Genomic DNA, 22,207 nt, shown 5'->3' with positions numbered 1-22,207 from the left:
TTGATAATGGTACTTGTGACTGGCTTAATTACTATGCATTATCCCAGTTAAAATCTTTTCCATCACGTATCTCCGTTTCGAGGGCACCGTCTTCTGCAACCCATTGATTTGTTTCATTTTCAGGATTGATAACCGGACCACTCGACCCTACGGAAATATCATATGTAGTCTCATTCCATGTATGATAATAGTCAAATTCTATTCTTCGCTTCGAAGGGTCGGTATCCTTTGTTTTAACCGGCATTCCACAACCGCTCCCGTAAATAGTTTCATCTTCGCCTGGTGTTGGGTTATAGGGGAGTGTGCTCTGTTCCTGCTTAGAACTATCGTACTCTGCAACAAAGCCAGTATTAAACTCAGAATCTTTGTCAGTTATTTCACTCACATATGAACCATACCACGGTTCACCAGATCTCACATAATCATTATCAGACCAACCAACCTTGACTAAATCAAGTGGAATCGGTGCATCTGGTGTGTAATACTCCCACTGCCAGCTAAGATCGATATAATCATCGGAACCAAGATTTTCACTGTATGTTAAGGTGATTGTAATCCAAGACCTTTCTAACTCTTCTATGTGGGCTTCGTTATCAGCATTCTTTGGTGGAACCTGTAATTTCCCGCTAGCTGAGTAAACATCGGCACCGTGTCTTGTGAGATATTCAGACCACTTATCAACGGTCCATCCTTCTTGTTCTCGAAGGATCAAAGAACGCTCAAGTAAATTATCTGAATTGGATTTACCTCTTACAGTCTTTGGAACAAAGACTCCAGCTAAAGCGCCAGCTCCAAGTGTTTTGATAGTTGATCTTCTGCCTTTCTCTACTTTCTTCGGACTTTCGTCCATACACTCAGTATTAACGCCATGGCATTTATAATTTATCCCGGACAGTATTGTAACATATTGCTATTGATTATTAATAATATGAGGTGTGCAATTGGGTAGTGTTCAGATAAACTGACACCATGTGAAGCCGAACGCTTGGAGCCAATTTTCGACGGTGTCTGCTTCGGTATGGCTGAAACAGCTTGAGAACTGGTTAGTTTGGCTTTTTAGTGCCCGAAAGACATGTTCGACACTGTTCCGATTACCGTGTTTTTCGTATCTGTAATCGAGACTGTGTTGATGGAGTGCCACTTGCAGCCACGGTGCAGGATTGACGAGATGTTTGTCGCGGAGTTCTGCGAGGAACATCTCGGTATATTGTTTTGCTAGCTATTAATCGTATATTCACTAATTAGGAAAATATTGCATTGTATTTTACTTAAATTCTCATATAGTTAACTATAAATTTATTAAAATATTGTATTTAATCCCATTCTGATTGATAGTTTCGTGAAAATACGGTTCACCTTCGCATCGTTTAAGACCGCTGTGGCTATCGTTGTAGATATGAGCGACGAGAGCCAGGAACTCGGCATCACCGAGTCGAAATCGCACAAGCCCGGCGAGTGGTACGCCGAAGTCGTCCAGAAGGCCAACCTCGCCGACTACGCACCGATGGGCGGCTTCATCGTCACGAAGCCGCGTGGCTACGCCCTCTGGGAGGCCATTCAGGAGTCGCTCGACGGCTGGTTCACGGACACCGGCGTCGACAACGTCTACTTCCCGATGTTCATCCCCGAGAGCTTCCTCGAGCGGGAGAAGGACATCGTCGAGGGGTTCGATCCGGAGGTCGCGTGGGTGACCCACGGCGGCCACGACGAACTCGAGGAGCGACTGGCCGTCCGGCCGACCAGTGAGTCGATCATCGCGCCCTTTATGGCCGATTGGACCCGCAGCCATCGCGATCTCCCGATGCGACTCAACCAGTGGTGTTCGGTCGTCCGCTGGGAAGCCACGGAGACCAAGCCCTTCTTCCGGACGAAGGAGTTCATGTGGCAGGAGGGACACACCGCCCATGCGAGCAACGAGGGCGCGTGGGAAGAGGTCTGGACCCGACTGGGGCAGTACGAACGCGTCTACGAGGACGTGCTGGCGGTGCCGGTGCTCCGCGGCAAGAAGCCCGAACACGACAAGTTCCCCGGCGCGGACACCACGACGACCGTCGAGGCGCTGATGCCCGACGGCAAGTCCGTGCAGGGAGCGACCAGCCACAACCTCGGCCAGAGCTTCGCCGAGGCGTTCGACATCACCTTCGCCGACGAGGACGAGAAAGAGCAGACGGCCTACACCACCTCGTGGGGCCTCTCCTGGCGTGCAATCGGGGCGCTCATCATGACCCACTCCGACGATCAGGGACTCGTGCTCCCGCCCACGGTCGCGCCCACGCAGGTCGTCATCGTCCCGATCTGGCAGGAAGACACCAAGGAGGACGTCCTCGAGTACTCCGAGGGGATCGCCGACGACCTCGAGGCGGCCGGCTTCCGCGTCGAACTCGACGACCGCGACGAGCGCAATCCCGGCTTCAAGTTCAACGAACACGAACTCAACGGCGTCCCGCTCCGACTCGAGATCGGCCCCCACGAGGTCGACGACGCGGAGGTCACGCTGGTCCACCGGCCGGACAACGCTGAATCGGTCGCGGGCCGCGACGGGATCGTCGACGCCGTCGACGAGCACCTGGACGAAATCTTCGACAAACTCTACGAGTCCGCCGAGGAGAACTTGGAAGCGAACGTCCGCGAGGCACACAGCCCCGAAGAGATCCTCGGAACGATCGGCAAACACGGCGGCTACGTGAAGACGCCGTGGTGTGGTGACGAGGCCTGTGAGGAGGTCATCAAGGAGAAGATCGCCGCCGAAATCGTCATGCAACCGCTCGAGGACGAGGGCGGCTCGACGGCCGGCGAAGTGCCCGAACCCGACCACGACGAGTGTGGCGTCTGTGGCGACCCCGCAGACGAAATCGCGTACTTCGCGAAGTCGTACTGACCGGTTCGGCTTCGGCGGTTCTGTTTCGACGCCGCGATAGTAGTAACTGACAGTCAGTGCACACCTGAGCGCACGTCAGCGTTACGATCAGTGTGTCAATCGTTTCAGTTCCGACTATCGTTCGGGCGCGAGCCGAACTCGATGGCCGTCCGTCGGTAAATCATGAGTGACCATTTCACTCATACCTAATCCTTTAACCCGTGGTACCTTACCCGGGGAGGCTGAGTAAGCGTATGTGGTGTTCACTCTGGTGGGTGAACACTACGTGCCTCTGACATTCCCCGCTACCGGGAAGACCCGCTTCCCGGGCGGGAGTTCGACGGCCGTGCGGACCACGCGACGCTTCTCCGAGACGGACGGTAGACCGACCGGCGAGGGTACCCTGGTAGTGATTAAGGCCACTGGTTATACCTTATATCGGTCCATATGTGTTAATAATACACTTAGTCATAATGGATTAGCCTCTTATAGTCGTTCCCGCTACGTGTGTGCATGTCACAGCCACATATAGCATCATCCACCGAGCGTTCGGCGGGGCTTGCCGACCCCGAGGACGCACGGTCGAACTGCGGCGTCGGCGTCGTTATGGACCTCGATGGGGACGGGGGACACGACGTCGTCGCCGACGGACTCGAACTACTCGAAAACCTCGAGCACCGCGGGACGACCGGTGCGGAGAAGAACACCGGCGACGGGGCCGGTATTATGCTCCAGACGCCCGACTCGTTCTTCGATCACGTTCTCGATGCGTCCCTCCCGGAGACCTATGCCGTCGGCTCGCTCTTTTTTCCGCAGGCTACCGCGGCGCGCGAGGCACTCGTCTCGCTGGTCGAGGAGACGTTCGCTACCTACGACCTCGACGTCCTCGAGTGGCGGGACGTCCCCACGAACAACGACGACCTCGGGCAAACGGCGGTCGACTCCGAACCCGACGTCCGGCAAGTCGCCGTCGCGCCGACGGACGATCTCTCCGAGGACGACTTCGACCGTCGGCTCTACGTCGCCCGACGCGCGCTGGAAAACGCCGTTGAGGACGCCGATATCGAGAACAAAGAGCGCTTCTACGTCGTCTCGCTGGGCGCGAAGACGGTCGTCTACAAGGGGCTGCTGAAAGGCGTTCAACTCCCCGCCTACTACCCCGATCTCACCGACGAGCGGATGGCATCGACGTTCGTGATGGTCCACGAGCGGTTCTCGACGAACACGCTCGGGGCCTGGCATCTCGCCCATCCCTACCGGAACATCATCCACAACGGCGAGTTCAACACCATTCAGGGCAACATCAACTGGATGCGCGCCCGCGAGACCGACATCGAGAGCGACGTGCTCCCCGATCTCGAGGCGGTCAAGCCGATCATCGACGACCCCGACCAGTCCGACACCGCGAGCGTCGACAACGCGCTCGAACTGCTGATGCAGGACGGCCGGGACTTAGAGCACGCGCTCCGGATGCTCGTCCCCGAGGCCTGGCGCGGTCGTGGCGCGAAGCGCCACGGGCAGCAACCTTCCGACGAAGCTTGCGACGGCGACGACACGATGGACGACGACCGGAAAGACTGGTACGACTTCCACGCCTCGCTGGTCGAGCCGTGGGACGGCCCCGCACTCGTCGCGGCGACCGACGGCGAACGCGTCGGCGCAGTGCTGGACCGCAACGGCCTGCGTCCCTGCCGGTACGACGTGACGACCGACAACCGCCTGATCATGGCCAGCGAGGCCGGCGCGCTCGAGACCGATCCCGCGGAGATCGAAGAGCGTGGCCGTCTCAAGCCCGGCCAGCTCTTCCTCGCCGACCCCGAGGAGGGTCGGGTCATTCCCGACGAGGAGGTCTTTGACGACCTCACCGACGACCGCTACGGCGAGTGGGTCGCCCAGGAGCAGGTGCGTCTGGACGATATTCGGACCACGAACGACCGCTCGCCGCAGACGGATATCTCGGGACTGCGAGACTATCAGGCCGCATTCGGCTACACGCACGACGAACTCGAGAACCTGATCGAGCCGATGACCCAGAAGGGGAAAGACCCCGTCGGCTCGATGGGTGACGACACGCCGCTGTCCGTCCTCACCGAGTTCAACCGACCGCTGTTCTCCTACTTCAAACAGCTGTTCGCACAGGTCACGAACCCGCCGCTGGACTACATCCGCGAGGAACTCGTCACCTCGATGGAGTCGCGGCTGGGCTTCCAGCGCAACCTCCTCGACGAGTCGCCCGCACACGCCCGTCAGCTCGTCCTCGACTCGCCGATCCTGACCGACGCCGAACTCGAGTCGATCCGCGACTGCGAGGCCAACGGTATCACGGCCGCGACGATCGATATTACCTACGAGCCGCGGAGCGACGAGCCCGGCGACGACCTCGAGGCGGCGATCGAACGCGTCCGCGAGGATGTCGTCGCGGCGATCGAGGACGGCGACCACGACGTGATCGTCCTCTCGGACCGCAACGTCGACGCGGACCGGATCGCGATTCCGAGCCTGCTGGCGACCGGCGGCGTCCACCACCACCTCGTGCGCAACGGCCTGCGTAACCACGTCGGACTCGTCGTCGAGTCCGCCGATCCGCGCACCGTCCACCACTTCGCGACGCTCGTCGGCTACGGCGCGGGTGCGGTCAACCCGTACCTCGCCTACCAGACGATCGAGGACATCACCGCCGGCCCCGACGGGGCCGATACCGAGGTCGCGATCGATGCCTACGTCGGTGCCGTCGAGGACGGACTCCTGAAGATCATGGCCAAGATGGGGATCTCGACGGTCGAGAGCTACCAGGGTGCCCAGATCTTCGAGGCCGTCGGTCTCGATTCGGACCTCGTTGCGGACTACTTCGCCGGCACCGAGAACCGCACCGAGGGGATCGGCCTCGCCGAAATCGAGGCGGACCTCCGCGAGCGCCACGCGACGGCCTTCGGCGGGGACGGCGATGACGCCGACCTCGACCGCCACGGCGAGTTCGAGCACCGCTCGGACGGGATTCACCACCAGTGGAACCCCGACACCGTCGGCGCGCTCCAGCAGGCCGTCCGCTCGAACGACTACGAGCGCTATCAGGAGTTCGCCGCAAAGATCAACGACCAACAGCAGACCCTCCAGACCCTGCGCGGCCTGCTCGAGTTCGACTCCGACCGCGACCCGATCCCGATCGAGGAGGTCGAGCCGATCACGGACATCGTCCAGCGGTTCTCGACCGCCGCGATGTCGCTCGGTTCGCTCTCGCCGGAGGCTCACGAGAACAACTCGATCGCGATGAACCGGCTCGGCGGCAAGTCGAACTCCGGCGAGGGCGGCGAGCCGCCGGAGCGATTCAACACTGAACGTGAGTGTAACGTCAAGCAGGTTGCAAGCGGCCGCTTCGGGGTGACGTCGACGTACCTCTCGAACGCCGACGAACTCCAGATCAAGATGGCACAGGGCTCGAAACCCGGCGAAGGCGGTCATCTCCCCGGCTCGAAGGTCAACGAGATGATCGCCCACGTGCGCAAGTCCACGCCGGGCGTCGGACTGATCTCGCCGCCGCCGCTGCACGACATCTACTCGATCGAAGACCTGAAACAGCTGATCTTCGATCTGAAGGCCGCAAACGAGGCGGCGGACATCAACGTCAAACTCGTCTCCGAGGCCGGTATCGGCACCGTCGCCGCCGGCGTCGCGAAGGCAAACGCCGACGTGGTCCACATCTCGGGTCACGACGGCGGGACGGGTGCCTCGCCGCGGACCTCGATCAAGAGCGCCGGCCTTCCCTGGGAACTCGGCCTCGCCGAGGCGAACCAGATGCTCTGCGCGACCGGGCTCCGCGACCGTATCCGCGTCTCCGCCGACGGCGGGATGAAGACCGGGCGTGATGTCGCCGTCGCCGCCCTGCTGGGTGCCGAGGAATACGTCTTCGGGACCGCCTCGCTCGTCACCGGCGGCTGCGTGATGGCCCGGCAGTGTCACAAGAACACCTGCCCGGTCGGCGTCGCCACCCAGCGCGAGGACCTGCGCAAGCGGTTCCCCGGCGAGCCCGAACACGTCATCAATTACATGACGTTCATCGCGCAGGAGTTGCGCGAGATCATGGCCGCACTCGGCTTCGAGACCGTCGACGAGATGATCGGCCGAGTCGATGCCCTGGAGCAGCGCGACGATGTCGACCACCCGAAGGCCCGCAACGTCGACCTCTCGGACGTCCTCGCGGACCCCGGCAGCGATGTCCGTCGGAAGCTCCGCGAGCAGGACCACGAACTCGAGGAGCAACTCGATCGCGACCTCATCGAGGCCGCGGCCGACGCCATCGAGGACGGGGAGCCGGTCAGCCTCGAGACGGACGTGACGAACGTCGACCGCACCGTCGGCGCGATGCTCTCGAACCGCGTCACCAGCCGCTACGGCGAACCCGGACTGCCCGAGGATACGATCATGATCGATGCGGAGGGAACTGCCGGGCAGAGCTTCGGTGCGTTCCTCGCCAGCGGCGTCTCGATGCATCTCGACGGCAGCGCCAACGACTACGTCGGCAAGGGGCTGTCGGGCGGGAAGCTTACCATCCGGACGCCCGAGACCGCGGCCTACGACCCGACCGAGAACGTCTCGATCGGTAACGTCGCGCTCTACGGCGCGACCGACGGTCAACTGTACGTCAACGGCGTCGCCGGCGAGCGCTTCGCGGTGCGCAATTCCGGTGCCACGGCCGTCGTCGAAGGCGTCGGCGACCACGGCTGCGAGTACATGACTGGCGGCGTCGTCGCCGTGCTGGGCGAGACGGGTACGAACTTCGCGGCCGGCATGTCCGGCGGCGTCGCCTACGTCTACGACCCCGACGACGAGTTCGAAGCGAAGGCCAACACCGGAATGGTCTCGCTGCACGACGCCCTCGAGGAGAAAGACGAGCGGATGCTGCGCCGCCTCGTCGAGAACCACGTCGCTTACACCGGCTCCGAACGCGGCCAACACCTGCTGGACAACTGGGAGCGCGCGCTCGAGGCCTTCGTGAAGGTCATGCCCGAGGCCTACTACGAGGCGATCACCGAGCAGGGCAGCGACGACGTTCGCAACGAACTGCCCGGTGCGCCGGAGGTCGCCGCCGAGACCGAATCCGCCGGGTTCGCGGCGGGCGACGACTAACCCCTCGACCTGTTCCTCGAGCGGAGAGCGGACCGTCGGCCCCGCAGCGAACGCGGTCGACGGGTCGACGATGTGATCGCGACCGGGCCGGGTTCCTTCTCGAGGGTATATTAGACGTATCAAATTCAGTCCGTGATCGTTCGCTACAGGCCGCAGGGCACGTGTATCGTCGGTCGAACGGTTCGATCACTACTCGGCGTGGAGGTCACGGCACGCTCCATCGCGAAAACAGCGGAACAGTGCTGGGTGGCAGGAGTTCACCCACCGACTGGGAGTTACGATGACTGATCACGTGTGAAGACTGGGAGACCGTAACCGCGAGTCGGCGTCCGCTGTCTACCGGGCGACTATCACTTGGCACGATCGACCCCGGTAGGTGTAATCGGCAGTGCATTCCTGTGTCGCTTTCGTGGTGTGATCACCTCCACTACCACTTGCTTTTGTACCTACAAACTTAATCTTTAGCCCTGTCTAATTATGGTTTTCAGTCATGCGGTCGAACGCTGTGCCGGTCGCTCACTCCCGCCCAAGCGTGTGAAACTCGTCGTTCGGTCGCATCTCGGCGAACATGGCCATTCGGTTGCTCATGTTGTAATAGGCGGTGACGGCTCCGATGTCCCAGATGGCCTCCTCGCTGAACCCGGCGTCCCGGAGCGCCTCGAGATCGGCTGGTTCGACATCGGCCGGCCGCTCGGTGAGTTTCACCGCGACATCGAGCATCGTTCGGTGGGCGTCGCCGATATCCGCGGTCCGGTAGTTCGCGATCAGTTGGTCGGCCAGCGTCGGGTCCTCGGCGTAGATCCGAACGAGCGCCCCGTGGGCCACGTTACAGTAGTAACAGTGGTTGACGCCGGAGACGGCGACGATGAGCATCTCGATCTCCTCGCGCTCGAGGGCGGTGTCCTCGACGAGGGCGTCGTGATACTGAAAAAAGGCCCGGAAGTGCGAGGGTTTGTACGCGAACGCCGAGAACACGTTCGGCGTGAAGCCGGCGCGGTCGGTCTCTTCGACGATTCGCTCCCGGAGGTCAGCCGGGAGGTCGTCGAACGCCGGGACGGGGAATCGGGCCATCGCGTCGTCGCTGAGTTCTGGGGCCGGTTCGGATTGCGACTCGGCGTCGGAGTCGGGATTGCTCACGACTCCCGGTTCGCGGCCATCGGTAATAAGTCGGCGGTGAACGGCCCGCGAGCTACGCGTCGACGACGCCACCCGCGTCGATCGCCGCCTCGAGCACGGCGTCGCCGCCCGGTGTGGCGAGCAAGTGTGCTGGACAGTCACAGTCGGACGCCCCGAACCCGGAGACGAACTCGCCCGGCAGCGACCGCGCCAGTTCACACTCCCGATCGGCGTCCGGGAACGTGATCGCGCGCTCGAGGCGCGCCGCGGGATGTCCGAGCAGGTAGTCGACGTGCCAGTGGCGCGTCTCGCGGTCGCCGGCGGCGAGTTCGCGGTGGCGGTCGACGCGACTGAAGCCGCCGGGGCCGAACGCGCTGCCGACGTAGGCGTACGCGCCGGCGGCGAACTCGCGATCCCCCAGTGCGCCGACCTCGATCGTCGTCGATCGCGAAACGTCGATCACGAGGACGTACGTGCCGCTCATACGCCACGATCGGGGGAGACGCGGCAAAAACGGGACGGTTTCGATGCGCGGTTCGCGGACGGGCCGGCGCTCGAGGCCGTTACCGCGACCGGTCCTCGTCTCGAGGCTCCTCGTCGGCCGTCGGATCGCGCTCGTGGACGTGGCGGCGGGTAGTCATATCGTCCTCCTGTAACGGCCGGTTTCGGTCATCGCTCGAGTCCCGCTCCGACTCGCGGGGTTCGGTCCAGTCACCCTGTTCGGAGCGGCGACCCCGCTGGCGGTACTCGAGGCCGCCGCCGGACTGCTGTCCTCGGTTCATGCGGCCGCTCGAGGAGCCCTGGGTCTCTCGCCGATCTTCCTGGCGGCTGAACTGTTGTCGGTCCTGATACTCGTGTCCAGGTCGCTGGCCACGCTGTCCGCTTTCTTGTTCCCGTTGGGGACCAGTCTGCTGGCCTTCGCTCCGCTGGTGGCGACCGATCTCGGGCTGTCCCTGCTGGTACTGACTGCCGTGTTGCTCGCTGCCCCGCTGCGATCGCGTCCCTCGTTGGCCTTGCGTTCCGGGCTGTCGTCCGTGCTGCTCGCGGTCCCCACCGCGCTGCATCCCCTGCTGGCCGCGTTGCGATCGCTCCGCGCCGCGTTCGGCTCGCTGCATGCCGCCCTGCTGCCGACCGCCCCTGTGTTCCTGCCTCTCACCCTGTCGGTCGCGCTGGCCGCGCTGTTCGCCTTGCCGCCCCTCCTGTCGGGCTTCGCCGCCGTACGAGCGGGTCGCTCGGTCCATCGCGTTCGTTTCGACCCCGCTGCGCTGTTGCCCGCTTTGTTGTCCCCACCGCTGTCCGGTCCGTGTCCGTCGTTCGCGCTGCTGCTCGGTGCGTTGCTTGTGGCGCTGACTGCGCTCACCGCGTTGCTCGGGGCCCCGTGACCCGCGATCGTCGCTCTCGCCGCGGCTGAACAACCCGTGAAGCCAGCCGCGGTCGTCGCCCTGTCGAGTCCGTTCGGTCTCGCTGTCGTGCTCTCGCCCCCGACCCCGGGTTCGCGTCCCGGCCTCGTTCGATCGCTCGGTCCGTTCCTCCGTCCGTCGATCGCTGTCGTATCGGTCGTTCATCGTGTGGCTGTGTGGATCGTCGACTCCAGTCGGCCGTCGATTCCCGATGCGGTGCGGTCGACGCGCTGGCCGCTGGTGGTCGTGCTGCGGTCGGACCTATCCCGAACGGGCAGATAAAACCCGAGCGTGAGTTCGCGTGCACGCCGATAGCGGTCGTCGGCGGGTATAATTGCGGAGGCGGGTCCTGGGGGGCGGGCGACTGGACGCGATTCCGGAACCACGTCGCGTGTCGAGTCGCACGTCGCTCGAGTACCGCCGTCGAGATTATCGGGGGCTGTTCGCTCGTGGCGAGGCGTTTCCGAGGTCGTAAACCTGTTGTGGCTCCGTGTTCGGGCCGAACGCGAACAGCCCGCGGGCGGGTTCGTGTTCGTAGGTCACCCACTGCGGGAGCACCTCGCCGCCGATCAGTTTGCGAACGGCGAGCTGTTTGAGCCGTGTGTCGGCCACGAGGTGGTCCGTCAGCCGCAGATCGACGATCCCGTCGAAAACGTACTCTTCCTCGGGATAGCCGTTTTGCCCCGCCGTCGTCGCGGCGGCGACGATCGGGACGAACCGCGCCTTGCAGACCGTCGCCCGAACGTCTTTGACGAAGTCGTGAACCAACTGCTCTTGCAGTAACGACTCGAGTTCATCCAGCGAGTCGATCGTGACCAGCCCCGTCTCGGTCATCTCGAGGTCGTCGAGCGCGCGGTGGAGGGTGTTCGCCACCTCGCGACGATCGCTCGGATCGCGAACCGCCACGATCGCATCGCCGGCCGCCTCGCCGATGAACGTCGCCCAGTCGGTCCGGTGCTCGCGGAACGCGTCGCGGTCGTCGAGCCGGTGGGTGAAGCAGTCGATAACCCGCAGGCGGCCGGTTTCCAGCGCCGGGAGGACGTTCCAGCCGTTCTCGTAGAACCGCTCGAGCGTCGCCGTCGGCGGGTTGGCAAACGAGACGACGACGGCGGGTTCGCCCCGCTCGAGCGCGCGCCAGACGAGCTCGGTCCCCAACTCGGCGCGGCGGGTCCCCTCGTCCCCCGAGAGGAGGAGAAAGGAGTCGGCGGGAACGCCGTTCGGAACGAGCGAATCGAGCGGTTCGACGCCGGTTACGAACCGCTTGTACGCTTCGGGATCGGGCAGCGTCGACTCGTCGTCGGCGGCCTCGCGGCAGGCGGTCGAGCAGTACTGCCCGTCGTCGCTCTCCTCGGGATCGCCCGGGATCGGGTAGTGACAGTGGTCGCACTCGAGTGGGTGCTCCCGAGCGCGATCCGTCCAGAGCTGTCCTGACATACCGGGCCGCCCTACAACGGAGGGGATCAAAGAACCCTCCCCTGAACGGGTGGGCCGAGTCGGATCGGGCGTGGAGTTCGTTCCACGCCCGTTCCGTGCTGGCGGCAGCTCTCGTCACAGCCTGTCGCCAGGGTTTTGCTCCGGCAGCCCCGTCGGTCCCGTATGGACAGTGCACTCGTTATCGGCGGCACTCGCTTCATCGGCCGCCATCTCGTGGCCGATCTCCTCGACCACGAGTACGATGTCACGATCTTCAACCGCGGGACCCGAGAGAACCCGTTCGCGGACGACGACCGGGTCGACCACGTCGAGGGCGATCGGACGAACGACACGGCGCTCGAGGCCGCGGCGACGACCGTCGATCCCGACGCTGTCTTCGACTGTGTGGCCTATCACCCCAAGGACGTCCGCGTCGCGACGCGACTCTTCGAGGACTGCGAGGCGTACGTCTCCGTCTCGAGCGGCGCGGCCTACGGCCGCGAGGAGATCCCCAAGCGGGAGGGCGAGACGCCCCTGCACTCCTGTACGGCCGAGCAGGCGACCGACGACTCGGCCGAGAGCTACGGGAATCGAAAGGCCGAGGGCGATCGGGCGGTCTTCGCGGCGGCCGACGACGGCGTTCGAGCCATGGCCGTCCGACCGCCGATCGTCTACGGTCCCCACGACTACACCGAGCGGTTGGACTGGTGGATCGATCGCGTGAACCGCTTCGATCGGGTCGTGGTCCCCGGCGACGGGACGAACGTCTGGCACCGCGTGTACGTCGAAGACGTCGCCAGCGCGCTCCGGATCGTCGCCGAGCGCGGCACGGCCGGCGAGGCCTACAACGTCGGCGACCGACGACTCGTCACGCTCGAGGAGATGGTCGCGTTGATCGGCGAGACGCTGGCTACCGAGGTCGAGATCGTCCACGCCGGACCGCGGGAACTCGCTGCCGGCGACATCGACCTCGAGGACTACCCGCTCTACCGAGCGTACCCGCACGTCCTCTCGACGGCGAAACTCGCCGCGCTGGGCTGGGAGTCGACGCCGCTCGAGGAGGCGATGGCTCGGTCGGTCGACGACCACCTCGAAAGCGACCGGGACGGGGACGGGAACGGACCGGATCGAGAGGCCGAGGAGCGCGTGTTGCGGGTTCTCGAGACCCTCTGAACCGGGGGTCAGTGACGGAGTCGTTCGAGTCGTCGCGCCGTCGACGGCCTCGATGCGAGCCGTTCGTGGAGTCGTCCGCGCTCGCCGGCCGGGTCCGCGATGGCCTCATACGCGCTGGCGAGATCGTCGGCACCGACCGACTGAGCGGCGCGACGATCGGCAGCGAACGCACAGCGCTGGAGGTACCAGGACAGGAGCGGCCAGGCGATGGCGAGCACGGGGAGTGCGACGAGCATCGATCGCCAGATAGTCAGGGTCAGGAACAGTCCGGCCAGGAGGGACACGACGAGTGCTCGGCGCTCGAGGAGTCGGAGTTCGTCGGCCGCGGCTGCCCGTGCACACAGTGCCGTCAGTTCGTCGTCGTCGAGGGCGTCGAACGTGTAGTCGGTGGCGTACAACCGCCGGTTCCGGAACGAGCCCCCGAGATAGAGGCCGGCCGTTTCGGTCTCCTCGCCGGGAATGACGCCCGCGAGAGGGATCGGCGTGTCGACCCGGTCGGCGGCGGCCTCGAGCCGCCGTCGCTGGTCGGCCGTCGGCTCGCTGATCTCCTGTGAGAGTTGCACGCTGTACTGTGTCCAGACGAAGACCCAGAAGAGGAGGCCGGCGAACAGGATCGGAATCAGGAGCGGGCTCGGAGTCGACAGCCTGAGGAGGACGATCAGGGGGGCTATCAGACCGAGACAGAGCACCGCGATCGCGACGAGGTATTTCGCGAGACGAGCGACCGCGGTTGCAGCCGAAATCTCGAGGTCGCGCCGTTCGCGGGCGTACGGAAAGACGCCGAGGTACGTGACGAGGACCGCGACGATCGTTCCGATCCCCGTCGGGACCCAGGCGAGGGGAGCCGCCAGTCCACCGGCCAGCGCCGGATGCAGCGACGAGAGAGTCGTCTCGGTTGCGTCGACGAGACCGGACAGCGTGAGGCCGACAACGGCCGTGAGGCCGACGAAGGACAGCAATCGGTACGTCCCGCGCGATCGGTGATCGTCGTCACCGCCGCGCCGAATCGTGTACGAACCGTACAGTCGACCCGCGACGTGGCCGACGACGAGCAGGCCGACCCAGAACGCGACTGCCACACGCATATTGGGCCGATACTGTTGGAAATATTATAGCCTATCGCATTCGCCGTGGCGAACGGATCGGCGACGCGGTCGGCTCTCGCTCGCGTCGCTCACGTCGGGACCGATCGAGCGGGGTCGCGTCGATCAGCGCGGCCACGAGGAAAAGCACATGTCCCGGGGGTGTGTCAGGTCCGGTATGTTCGACAAATCGACGTGGATCCGCCTCCCGCGAAACGTCGTCGTCGGCCACGACGTTCGCAGCGAGGTCGTCGACGTGGTCGACGATCTCCACTTACAGGGACGGCCGTTGTTCGTCACCAGTCCGACGCCTCGCGAGGTCGCCGCCGATCCCATCGCGACCGACTTCGAAGCCGCCGGGATCGACCCCGCGATCGTCACGATCGAGAAGGCGACCTTCGACGCCGTCGAACGGGTGATCGAGGTCGCCGAGGCCGAGGAAGTCTCCTATCTGGTCGGCATCGGCGGTGGGAAAGCCATCGACATCGCGAAACTGGCCAGCCACCACCTCGAGATGGGCTTTCTCTCCGTTCCGACTGCGGCGAGCCACGACGGCATCGTCAGCAATCGCGGCTCGGTACCGGACGGGGACTCCCGACACAGCGTCGCCGCGGAACCGCCGCTGGCGGTCGTCGCCGACACCGGGCTTCTCGCCGACGCACCGTGGGACCTGACGACCGCCGGCTGCGCCGACATCATTTCGAACTACACCGCCGTCATGGACTGGCGGCTCGCCCAGCGACTCCAGGACGTCGAGTACTCCGAATACGCCGCCGCACTCTCGGAGATGACTGCCGAAATCCTGGTCGACAACGCCGACCTCATCCGACCCGGGCTCGAGGAGTCGGCCTGGGTCGTCACCAAGGCGCTCATGTCCTCGGGGGTCGCGATGAGCATCGCCGGCTCCTCCCGACCGGCCAGCGGGGCCGAACACCTCTTCTCGCACCAGCTCGATCGCTTAGCGCCCGGCGCGGCCCTGCACGGCCATCAGGTCGGCGTCGGCTCGATCATGACTGCCTATCTCCACGGCGGCGACCGGGGTATCTGGCGCGACATCCGCAACGCGCTGGCGAGCATCGACGCGCCGACGACTGCGGCGGAACTGGGTCTCGACGACGAGACCGTGATCGAGGCGCTAACGACCTGTCACGAGATCCGCGACCGATACACGATCCTGGGTAACGGGATGAACGAACGGGCCGCTCGAGACGTGGCGACGAAAACGGGCGTAATCGGCTGAGAGTGAATCAGCCCAGATCGGCCCGGTTGAACTGCCACAGACCGAGCGCGGCCGGCACGACGAGCCAGGCGACGAGGATGGCGAGGGCGACTTCGGGCGCGAGGTAGGCCGGGGCCGAGGGGTCCACGTTCACCATGAACGTCTCGATGTCGCTCGGCACGACGAGCGGGAAGGCTTTTCTGAATGCGATCGTCGGACTGAGCATGCGGATAAACTCGAATAGGTGATCGGAGAGCCCCATCCCGAACTGATCGTTCAGCACGTACTTGATCGCGGCGACGATCGAAAAGGCAGGTACGAGCATCATGAGATTACTGACGATGTAGAACCCGATCGAACCGGCCATCGCCCGCGACCGCGACCCCGTCGCAGCGGAGATACTGATCGCGACCGAGACGTACGCTAGCGTGAGGAGGACGGTCAGGCCAGCGACGCCGGCGAAGACCGTCGGTTCGAGTGACGGGTACCAGAGAACCGCCGTCACCGCGCCCACGCCGAACGCAACGAGGATCACACTGGCACCGATGGCCCCGCGGGAGAGGTACTTCCCGAGGACGATGTCCCGTCGCGTGTTCGGAAGCGAGAGCAGGTATCTGATACTTCCCGACTCCCGTTCGCCGGCGATCGCGAGGTACACCATCATGAGCGCAATGATCGGAATAAACGGCAGTCCGACGTTAGCGAGGGCCGACAACTGAGAGACGACGTTCGGTTCCGGCGCTCCGCTCCGTCCGAGGTGGAAGAGAAACACCACGAGCAGCGTGTACAGTCCACTGACGATCCAGACGCTCTTCGACCGTCGGACGTCGAGGAAGTCCTTCTTCGCCACGGAGAGGACGCTCATGCCGACACCTCCGTCTCGACCTCGGCGAGACCGGCGTCGACGTCACCCTCGCCCGACTGCTCGCCGTCCGTGTAGGTGTTGAACAGCCGTTCGAGGGAGGTGTCCTCGGAAACGATGTCGAGGACGGTCGTCGCCGCACCGACCTGGGTTACGACCTCGTACTTTACGGGCGTCCTGGCACAGGACGCCGTGATCGTCGATCCGTCGACGGTCACCGAGTGGACGCCCTCGTGGGTCTCGAGGTCGGTCACGAGTGCGTCGGGGACGCGCTCGACGTCCAGCGAGATCGAGGCGTCGAAGTCGAGGTTCTCCCGCAGCGCGTCGAGGGTCCCGGTCGCGACGAGTCGGCCGTCGTTCATGATCCCGACGCGGTCGCAGACCGCCTCGACCTCCCCGAGGATGTGGCTCGAAAAGAACACGGTCGTGCCGCGGTCGGCTTCGGCGGTGATGATTTCGCGCAGTTCCTGCATCCCCTTGGGATCGAGCCCGGAGGACGGTTCGTCGAGGATCAGGAGGTCGGGATCCCCGACCAGCGCCATCGCGAACCCGAGTCGCTGGGCCATCCCCTTCGAGTAGCCGCCGGCCGATCGCGCCGCGGCCTCGGGTTCGAGACCGACTCGGTCGAGGAGTTCGTCCGGATCGTCGTCGCTGCCTTTGTTGTCGATGACCCATTCGAGGTGTTCGCGACCGGTCAGCCGGTCGTACAACGTCGCGCCTTCGGGGAGGACGCCGATGCGCGAGCGGATCGTTTTCGGCTCTCGCTGGACATCGTAACCGAGCACCGTCGCGGCCCCCTCGGTCGGGCGGACGAAATCGAGCAACAGGTTGATCGTCGTCGACTTCCCGGCCCCATTGGGACCGAGGAACCCGAACACCTCTCCCTCTTCGACGGTCAGGTCAAGGTCGTCGACGGCGATGACGTCCTCGCCGTATCGTTTGGTCAGGGCAGTCGTTTCGATAGCGGGCATACGTGAGGTAGCCCTGCCGCGGTAAATATAAGCCCTTCTAAAATTAAAGCATGGAAATACTTATCGACTGAAAGCCGGTCGACGGCGGCCCGGGCCGCTCAGACGTGTTCGTCGAGGAACTCGGCGATCGCCGAATAGGCCTCGATGCGGTTCTCGAGTTTCGAGAAGCCGTGGCCCTCGTCCTCGAAGAGCAGTTTCCGGACGGGAACGCCCTGCTCGGCGGCCTGTTCGGCGATCTGTTCGGCCTCGCCGACCGGGACGCGGGGGTCGTTCTCACCGTGGAGAACGAACAGCGGCGCGTCGATGTTTTCGATGTGGTTGATCGGCGAGACCTCCTCGAGGAACTCGCGGTCCTCGGCGAGCGACCCGTACTCGGCTTCCCGGAGTTCGCGCCGCCAATCGCCCGTGTTTTCGAGGAAGGTGACGAAGTTGGCGATACCGACGATGTCGATTCCGGCCGCCCAGAGGTCCGGATACTCGGTCAGCGCGGCAAGCACCATGAACCCGCCGTAGGAGCCGCCTTTCGCGACGATTCGGTCCGGATCGATCGCGGGGTGGTCCTGTAGCCACTCGACGCAGGCTCGGATGTCCGCAACCGAATCCATCCGTTTCTCGACGTCGTCGAGGCTCGCGTACTCGGCCCCGTAGCCCGACGAGCCGCGGACGTTCGGCTCGAAGTAGGCGTAGCCCCGATCGAGGAAGTACTGCTTGACGCTCGAGAACGAGGGCCGGCGTTGACTCTCGGGGCCGCCGTGGATGTCGACGATCACGGGCGTGGCTCCGGCTTCGTGACCGTCGGGGAGAGTAAAGAAGCCGGGCACCGAAAGATCGTCGAAGCTCTCGACGTGGTCCAGGTTCGATTCGGCGAACGATTCCGGCGGAATGCCGGCCGTCGGCGCGTCGGTCCACCGTTCGGTCTCACCGGTTTCGACATCGACGACGAAGACGTTCGTGTTCACCGTGTCGCCGGTCGTCGACAGCGCGACCCGCTCGGCATCGGGACCGAAACTCACGCCGCCGGAGACGCCGCCCGGCAGGTCGGGTTCGGGGAACGTCTCGAACGCGGTCGGATCGGCCCCGTCGAACTCCCCGACGGTCAGCTCGGTGTATCCCTCGACGTTTTCCGAGTAGACGAACCGACCGGTATCGTCGTCCAGCGCGATGCCGTCGACGTTCCACTCGCCGTCGACGACGGGCTCGAGATCGCCCGTCTCGAGGTCGAGATAGGCGAGATAGAGCGTCTCCGCCTCGCCCTCGTCGGTGACGAGATAGATCCCCTTGCCGTCCGGGGCCCAGTTCGCGCTTTGGTAGCGTACGTCGCCATCGTGGGGCGTGAGGTGCTCGAGATCACCCGTCTCGAGGTCGAGCACGGACAGATCCTGATCGAAGTTGGAGTAGGCCTGTGAGACCAGCAGCCGGGAGTCGTCGGGACTCCAGCCCGACAGCGAGAGCCAGCCGTCGCCCTCGTAGACGAGTTCGGCATCGCTCCCGGTCTCGTCGCGGTTCTGGACGTAGACGTCGAAGACGGACTCGTCCCGGCGGTTCGAGGTGAACGCGAACCGGTCGCCGTCGTGGCTCCAGCCGCCCCAGCGGTGTTTGGCCTCCGGCATCGCCGTCACGTTCTCGATCGCGCCGGTTTCGGCATCGAGCCGGAACAGTTGTGCGCGCTCGTTGCCGCCCTCATCCATCCCGAAGAGCAGCTCCGGGCGCTCGGGCGACCACGAGGCGAAGGTCACCCGCTCGTCGTAGAAGGTCCGCTGTTCGGGCCAGCCGCGGGGTTCCTCGAGCGTCCAGAGCTGCGGCGTGCCGGTCGTGTCCAGCAGGAAAGAGAGCCGTTCGCCGTCGGGACCGAACGAGGCACCGTAGGCGCTCCGAATGTTGAGGTAGCGCTCGATGTCGTAGCTGTGCATGCCAGAGCCGTACGGACTCGAGGGGGTAGTCGTTTCGGTCGGGACCGGTTCCGCCCGCGACGAACGTGACGTACCGACCGGCAACTCGGTGACTGTCAGGCCCGCTTTCGACGGAAACAGGGTGATTTTTATCCTTTCACTGGGATGCTGTGAGCAGATGCGAATCGCGTTCGTCTCGTTCGAAACGGTTCACCACCGCGATACTGAGACGAACCAGCGGTTTCGGACCGTCTGTGACCTCCTCGCGGAGCGCGGCCACGACGTCCACTGGTACTGTGCCGGGTTCTGGGCCGGCGAGGAGTCGACATACGAACACGACGGGATAACATACCACGCAGTCGCGACCGGGACGGACGCCCGGAGTTCGTTCCTCCTGCGGTTGCCGTTCGTCCTCGCGGCCACGCGCCCGGACGTGATCCACGTCGGCCCCCAGCCGCCGAGCCAGGTCGTCGCCGCTACACTGGGTGCGACGATGGCCCGTGCACCGCTCGTCCTCGAGTGGTACGGCGACGGCGGCATCGACGACACGCGGTGGACGCAGCTCGCGGCGGGGCGGCCCGACCGGATCGTCACGCCGTCGGAACTCGTCGGGACGTGGGTCCGGGAACTCGGGGCCGACGGCGACTGCATCGAGACGATCCCGAACCCGATCGACTGCGACCGGATTCGGGATGTCGAACCGGGCGCGGAAGTCGACGTAATCTACGCCCGGCGACTCGATGCGGGTGCCAACCTCGAGAGCCTGCTGTTGGGGCTGGCCGAACTCCGTGATCGCGAGTGGCAAGCGACGGTCGTCGGCGACGGACCCGAGCGAGCGGCGTACGAACAACTGACGGCCGACCTCCGGATCGAAGACCGGGTGACCTTCGTCGGCGACCTCGATCTCGAGGATCGGATCGCGGCCTACCGCGGGGCTCACGTCTTCGCGCAGACGGCCGACCACTGCGTCTTCCCGACGGAGATGCTGTGGGCGCTGGCCGCCGGCTGTGTCGGCATCGTGGAGTACCACGCCAACTCCAGCGCACACGAACTCGTCGAAGGGAGGGACCGAGGATTCCGAACGACCAGCGAGGTCGAACTCGCAGAGGCCATCCTCGCCGCGGGCGATCTCGAGCATCGCACGTACGACGAGGCGTTCGCCGACTACGACCGGTCGGCGGTGGCAGACCGGTACCTCGAGCGGTACCGAGCGCTCCGCGACGAGCACGGCGTACTGTAGCAGGTGGTGGGGAGACGAGTTCGTCATTCAGCCGCGCTGCTGTCCGACTTCACGGTCTTCTTTCCGACAGAGACGGGCCGTGACACGGGTATTTTCGGCCGTCGTTCTCGTCTCCCTTGCAGTCCCGTTCGTGCAGTCGGTCGAACGGGACATCGAGCCGCGACCGCGCCGGAAGAGTGGTAGCGGGCTCACCGCATCGACCGGAGATACCTATATGTTCGTTCATGATCGTATTCGGGTATGCACGACGACTGTGAGTTCTGTCGGATCGTCGCGGGCGAGCGATCGGCGTACGTTCTGTCCGAAACCGAGCACACCGTCGCGTTTTTGGACGAGAATCCGGCCACGACGGGACACAGCCTCGTCGTTCCGCGGACCCACGAGTCGGACGTCCTGACGATAGACGAATCGACCGCGACGGCCGTCTTCGAGACGGTCCGCACCGTCTCGAACGCGCTGGAGACGGCGCTCGAGCCGCGCGGGTTCAGCGTCTTTCACACCAGCGGGCCGCTCGTCGGCACCGTCGAGCACGCGCACGTCCACCTCGTGCCCCGCTTCGCGGACGACGACGTGTCCCTATCGCTCCCGCGGACCCGACTCGAGGCCGACGAGGCAACACAACTGCGGAATCGCGTCCGAGGGCACCTCTGACCGCCTGCGCTCCGCGAGCGGTGGACCGCCCGTGGCGTCTCGAGTCGGCGCTCAGAGTTCGAACTTCGCCGCCGCCGTCTCCATGTCCTTGTCACCGCGCCCCGAGAGGTTAACGAGGATGGTTTCGTGCTCGCCGGCCTCCGCCAGTTCGATCGCGCGAGCGATCCCGTGGCTGGACTCGAGTGCGGGAATGATCCCCTCGGTCTCGCTCAGTTCCCGGAACGCCGCGAGCGCTTCGTCGTCCGTGACGCCGGTGTAGTCGCAGCGACCGACGGCCCGGAACATGGCGTGTTCGGGGCCGACGCCGGGGTAGTCGAGCCCCGCGGAGACGGAGTGGACCTCGACGTCGTCGTCGATGACGCGGGTCTTCATGCCGTGAATGACGTCGTCAGTCCCCTTCGCGAGCGGGGCCGCGTGCTTGCTCGAGGTCGCACCGTCGCCGCCGCCTTCGGCACCGTAGAAAGCGACGGGATCGTCCCGAAACGCGTGAAAGAGCCCGATCGCGTTCGACCCGCCGCCGACGCAAGCGACCGCGGCGTCGGGCAGGTCGCCGGTCCGCTCCTGTATTTGCTCGCGGGCCTCCCGACCGATGACGCTCTGGAAGTCCCGAACCATCCGCGGGAACGGGTCGGGGCCGACGACGCTGCCCACCAGGTAGTGCGTGTCCTCGACGTTCTCGGCGAAGTCCTCGAGCGCGGCGTCGACGGCATCGGCCAGGCCCTCGTCGCCGCGGGTAACCTCGTTGACCTCGGCTCCCATGAGCCGCATGCGGAAGACGTTCATTTCCTGGCGCTCGACGTCTTTCTTCCCCATGTAGATCTCCGTCTCGAGGCCCAGCAGGGCACCGACCATCGCGGTCGCGGTGCCGTGCTGGCCGGCCCCGGTTTCGGCGATGAGGCGGTCGCGACCCGCCCGCTTGGCCAGCAGCGCCTGACCGAGCGCGTTGTTGATCTTGTGGGCCCCGCCGTGGAGCAGGTCTTCCCGCTTGAGGTAGATCTCGGCCCCGTAGCGCTCGCTCAAGTTTCGGGCGTAGTACAGCGGCGTCGGCCGCCCGGCGAACTCCTCGAGCACGCCCCGTAATTCGGACTGGAACGCCTCGGTGTCCGCGATATCGTCGTAGACCGTCGCGAGTCGCTCGAGCGGTTCCCGAAGCGGTTCCGGCACGTGTCGCCCGCCGTAGCCCTCGAACGTTCCGTTGGACATATGACGG

16 protein-coding genes and 1 pseudogene are annotated in these 22,207 nt (G+C 64.6%); 6 read left to right on the top strand and 11 right to left on the bottom strand.

Annotation, left to right across the window (positions count from 1 at the left end; genetic code table 11):
- Window positions 1-31: 31 nt before the first annotated feature.
- On the bottom strand, window positions 32-850 hold the full coding sequence (locus tag FGF80_RS08210; RefSeq protein WP_138653275.1) for a hypothetical protein: 819 nt from the start codon (window positions 848-850) through the stop codon (window positions 32-34).
- Window positions 851-952: 102 nt separating this feature from the next.
- Window positions 953-1,204, bottom strand: a pseudogene (locus FGF80_RS19985) (IS6 family transposase); the annotation flags it as partial.
- A gap of 192 nt (window positions 1,205-1,396) precedes the next feature.
- Between FGF80_RS19985 and proS the strand changes: the two are divergent.
- Both proS and gltB read left to right on the top strand, forming a co-directional pair.
- On the top strand, window positions 1,397-2,878 hold the full coding sequence (gene proS, locus FGF80_RS08200) for a proline--tRNA ligase (protein WP_138653273.1): 1,482 nt from the start codon (window positions 1,397-1,399) through the stop codon (window positions 2,876-2,878).
- Window positions 2,879-3,370: 492 nt separating this feature from the next.
- Complete coding sequence (gene gltB, locus FGF80_RS08195; protein ID WP_175417006.1) at window positions 3,371-7,981, top strand: glutamate synthase large subunit; 4,611 nt, start codon at window positions 3,371-3,373, stop codon at window positions 7,979-7,981.
- Window positions 7,982-8,497: 516 nt separating this feature from the next.
- Here the strand turns inward: gltB and FGF80_RS08190 are convergent.
- The 4 genes from FGF80_RS08190 to FGF80_RS08170 all read right to left on the bottom strand — a co-directional run bounded on the left by FGF80_RS08190 (window position 8,498) and on the right by FGF80_RS08170 (window position 11,931).
- Complete coding sequence (locus tag FGF80_RS08190; protein ID WP_175417057.1) at window positions 8,498-9,052, bottom strand: peroxidase-related enzyme; 555 nt, start codon at window positions 9,050-9,052, stop codon at window positions 8,498-8,500.
- 118 nt (window positions 9,053-9,170) lie between these two features.
- Entirely contained in the window at window positions 9,171-9,581 is a 411-nt protein-coding gene (locus FGF80_RS08185) for a GIY-YIG nuclease family protein (protein ID WP_138653269.1), read from the bottom strand.
- 79 nt (window positions 9,582-9,660) lie between these two features.
- Entirely contained in the window at window positions 9,661-10,662 is a 1,002-nt protein-coding gene (locus FGF80_RS19560; protein WP_238705363.1) for a hypothetical protein, read from the bottom strand.
- A 264-nt stretch (window positions 10,663-10,926) separates the two neighbouring features.
- The gene (locus FGF80_RS08170; protein ID WP_006186004.1) at window positions 10,927-11,931 is read right to left on the bottom strand and encodes an RAD55 family ATPase; all 1,005 of its coding nucleotides are present in this window, start codon (window positions 11,929-11,931) and stop codon (window positions 10,927-10,929) included.
- 162 nt (window positions 11,932-12,093) lie between these two features.
- Between FGF80_RS08170 and FGF80_RS08165 the strand changes: the two genes are divergently transcribed.
- Window positions 12,094-13,083 (top strand): NAD-dependent epimerase/dehydratase family protein, encoded by a 990-nt coding sequence (locus FGF80_RS08165; RefSeq protein ID WP_006186003.1) that lies wholly within the window; start codon window positions 12,094-12,096, stop codon window positions 13,081-13,083.
- Between the two features lie 8 nt (window positions 13,084-13,091).
- Here FGF80_RS08165 and FGF80_RS08160 read toward each other — a convergent pair whose 3' ends face one another.
- Window positions 13,092-14,168 (bottom strand): M48 family metalloprotease, encoded by a 1,077-nt coding sequence (locus tag FGF80_RS08160; protein ID WP_138653267.1) that lies wholly within the window; start codon window positions 14,166-14,168, stop codon window positions 13,092-13,094.
- 175 nt (window positions 14,169-14,343) lie between these two features.
- Between FGF80_RS08160 and FGF80_RS08155 the strand changes: the two genes are divergently transcribed.
- Window positions 14,344-15,405 (top strand): NAD(P)-dependent glycerol-1-phosphate dehydrogenase, encoded by a 1,062-nt coding sequence (locus FGF80_RS08155; RefSeq protein WP_138653265.1) that lies wholly within the window; start codon window positions 14,344-14,346, stop codon window positions 15,403-15,405.
- A 7-nt stretch (window positions 15,406-15,412) separates the two neighbouring features.
- Here FGF80_RS08155 and FGF80_RS08150 read toward each other — a convergent pair whose 3' ends face one another.
- The 3 genes from FGF80_RS08150 to FGF80_RS08140 form a co-directional block, all read right to left on the bottom strand.
- Window positions 15,413-16,249 (bottom strand): ABC transporter permease, encoded by an 837-nt coding sequence (locus FGF80_RS08150; RefSeq protein WP_138653263.1) that lies wholly within the window; start codon window positions 16,247-16,249, stop codon window positions 15,413-15,415.
- Window positions 16,246-17,217 (bottom strand): ABC transporter ATP-binding protein, encoded by a 972-nt coding sequence (locus tag FGF80_RS08145; RefSeq protein ID WP_006185999.1) that lies wholly within the window; start codon window positions 17,215-17,217, stop codon window positions 16,246-16,248. Before FGF80_RS08145 ends, FGF80_RS08150 begins: the two co-directional genes overlap by 4 nt.
- Before the next feature lie 98 nt (window positions 17,218-17,315).
- Window positions 17,316-19,127, bottom strand: coding sequence for a S9 family peptidase (locus tag FGF80_RS08140; RefSeq protein WP_138653261.1), 1,812 nt, complete (start codon window positions 19,125-19,127; stop codon window positions 17,316-17,318).
- A gap of 157 nt (window positions 19,128-19,284) precedes the next feature.
- On the opposite strand from FGF80_RS08140, the gene FGF80_RS08135 reads away from it, so the two are divergent.
- Both FGF80_RS08135 and FGF80_RS08130 read left to right on the top strand, forming a co-directional pair.
- A complete protein-coding gene (locus tag FGF80_RS08135) occupies window positions 19,285-20,346 on the top strand; it encodes a glycosyltransferase family 4 protein (RefSeq protein ID WP_138653259.1) in 1,062 nt (353 codons plus the stop codon).
- A gap of 240 nt (window positions 20,347-20,586) precedes the next feature.
- Complete coding sequence (locus FGF80_RS08130) at window positions 20,587-20,997, top strand: HIT family protein (RefSeq protein WP_006185996.1); 411 nt, start codon at window positions 20,587-20,589, stop codon at window positions 20,995-20,997.
- A 51-nt stretch (window positions 20,998-21,048) separates the two neighbouring features.
- On the opposite strand, the gene trpB is transcribed toward FGF80_RS08130, so the two are convergent.
- Window positions 21,049-22,200: a tryptophan synthase subunit beta gene (trpB, locus tag FGF80_RS08125; protein WP_138653257.1), complete on the bottom strand. Its 1,152-nt coding sequence runs from the start codon at window positions 22,198-22,200 to the stop codon at window positions 21,049-21,051.
- Between the last annotated feature and the right edge of the window lie 7 nt (window positions 22,201-22,207).

It is taken from the genome of Natrinema pallidum, from assembly GCF_005890195.1.
Lineage (GTDB): Archaea > Halobacteriota > Halobacteria > Halobacteriales > Natrialbaceae > Natrinema > Natrinema pallidum.
Note: the sequence above shows the minus strand (reverse complement) of the source record. Positions and strands in the feature narration are given on the sequence as shown.

Bases quoted from the DNA above. Each gene is read 5' to 3' on its own strand.
- FGF80_RS08210 (WP_138653275.1), bottom strand. From the start codon at position 850: ATGGACGAAAGTCCGAAGAAAGTAGAGAAAGGCAGAAGATCAACTATC.
- proS (WP_138653273.1), top strand. From the start codon at position 1,397: ATGAGCGACGAGAGCCAGGAACTCGGCATCACCGAGTCGAAATCGCAC.
- gltB (WP_175417006.1), top strand. From the start codon at position 3,371: ATGTCACAGCCACATATAGCATCATCCACCGAGCGTTCGGCGGGGCTT.
- FGF80_RS08190 (WP_175417057.1), bottom strand. From the start codon at position 9,052: ATGGCCCGATTCCCCGTCCCGGCGTTCGACGACCTCCCGGCTGACCTC.
- FGF80_RS08185 (WP_138653269.1), bottom strand. From the start codon at position 9,581: ATGAGCGGCACGTACGTCCTCGTGATCGACGTTTCGCGATCGACGACG.
- FGF80_RS19560 (WP_238705363.1), bottom strand. From the start codon at position 10,662: ATGAACGACCGATACGACAGCGATCGACGGACGGAGGAACGGACCGAG.
- FGF80_RS08170 (WP_006186004.1), bottom strand. From the start codon at position 11,931: ATGTCAGGACAGCTCTGGACGGATCGCGCTCGGGAGCACCCACTCGAG.
- FGF80_RS08165 (WP_006186003.1), top strand. From the start codon at position 12,094: ATGGACAGTGCACTCGTTATCGGCGGCACTCGCTTCATCGGCCGCCAT.
- FGF80_RS08160 (WP_138653267.1), bottom strand. From the start codon at position 14,168: ATGCGTGTGGCAGTCGCGTTCTGGGTCGGCCTGCTCGTCGTCGGCCAC.
- FGF80_RS08155 (WP_138653265.1), top strand. From the start codon at position 14,344: ATGTTCGACAAATCGACGTGGATCCGCCTCCCGCGAAACGTCGTCGTC.
- FGF80_RS08150 (WP_138653263.1), bottom strand. From the start codon at position 16,249: ATGAGCGTCCTCTCCGTGGCGAAGAAGGACTTCCTCGACGTCCGACGG.
- FGF80_RS08145 (WP_006185999.1), bottom strand. From the start codon at position 17,217: ATGCCCGCTATCGAAACGACTGCCCTGACCAAACGATACGGCGAGGAC.
- FGF80_RS08140 (WP_138653261.1), bottom strand. From the start codon at position 19,127: ATGCACAGCTACGACATCGAGCGCTACCTCAACATTCGGAGCGCCTAC.
- FGF80_RS08135 (WP_138653259.1), top strand. From the start codon at position 19,285: ATGCGAATCGCGTTCGTCTCGTTCGAAACGGTTCACCACCGCGATACT.
- FGF80_RS08130 (WP_006185996.1), top strand. From the start codon at position 20,587: ATGCACGACGACTGTGAGTTCTGTCGGATCGTCGCGGGCGAGCGATCG.
- trpB (WP_138653257.1), bottom strand. From the start codon at position 22,200: ATGTCCAACGGAACGTTCGAGGGCTACGGCGGGCGACACGTGCCGGAA.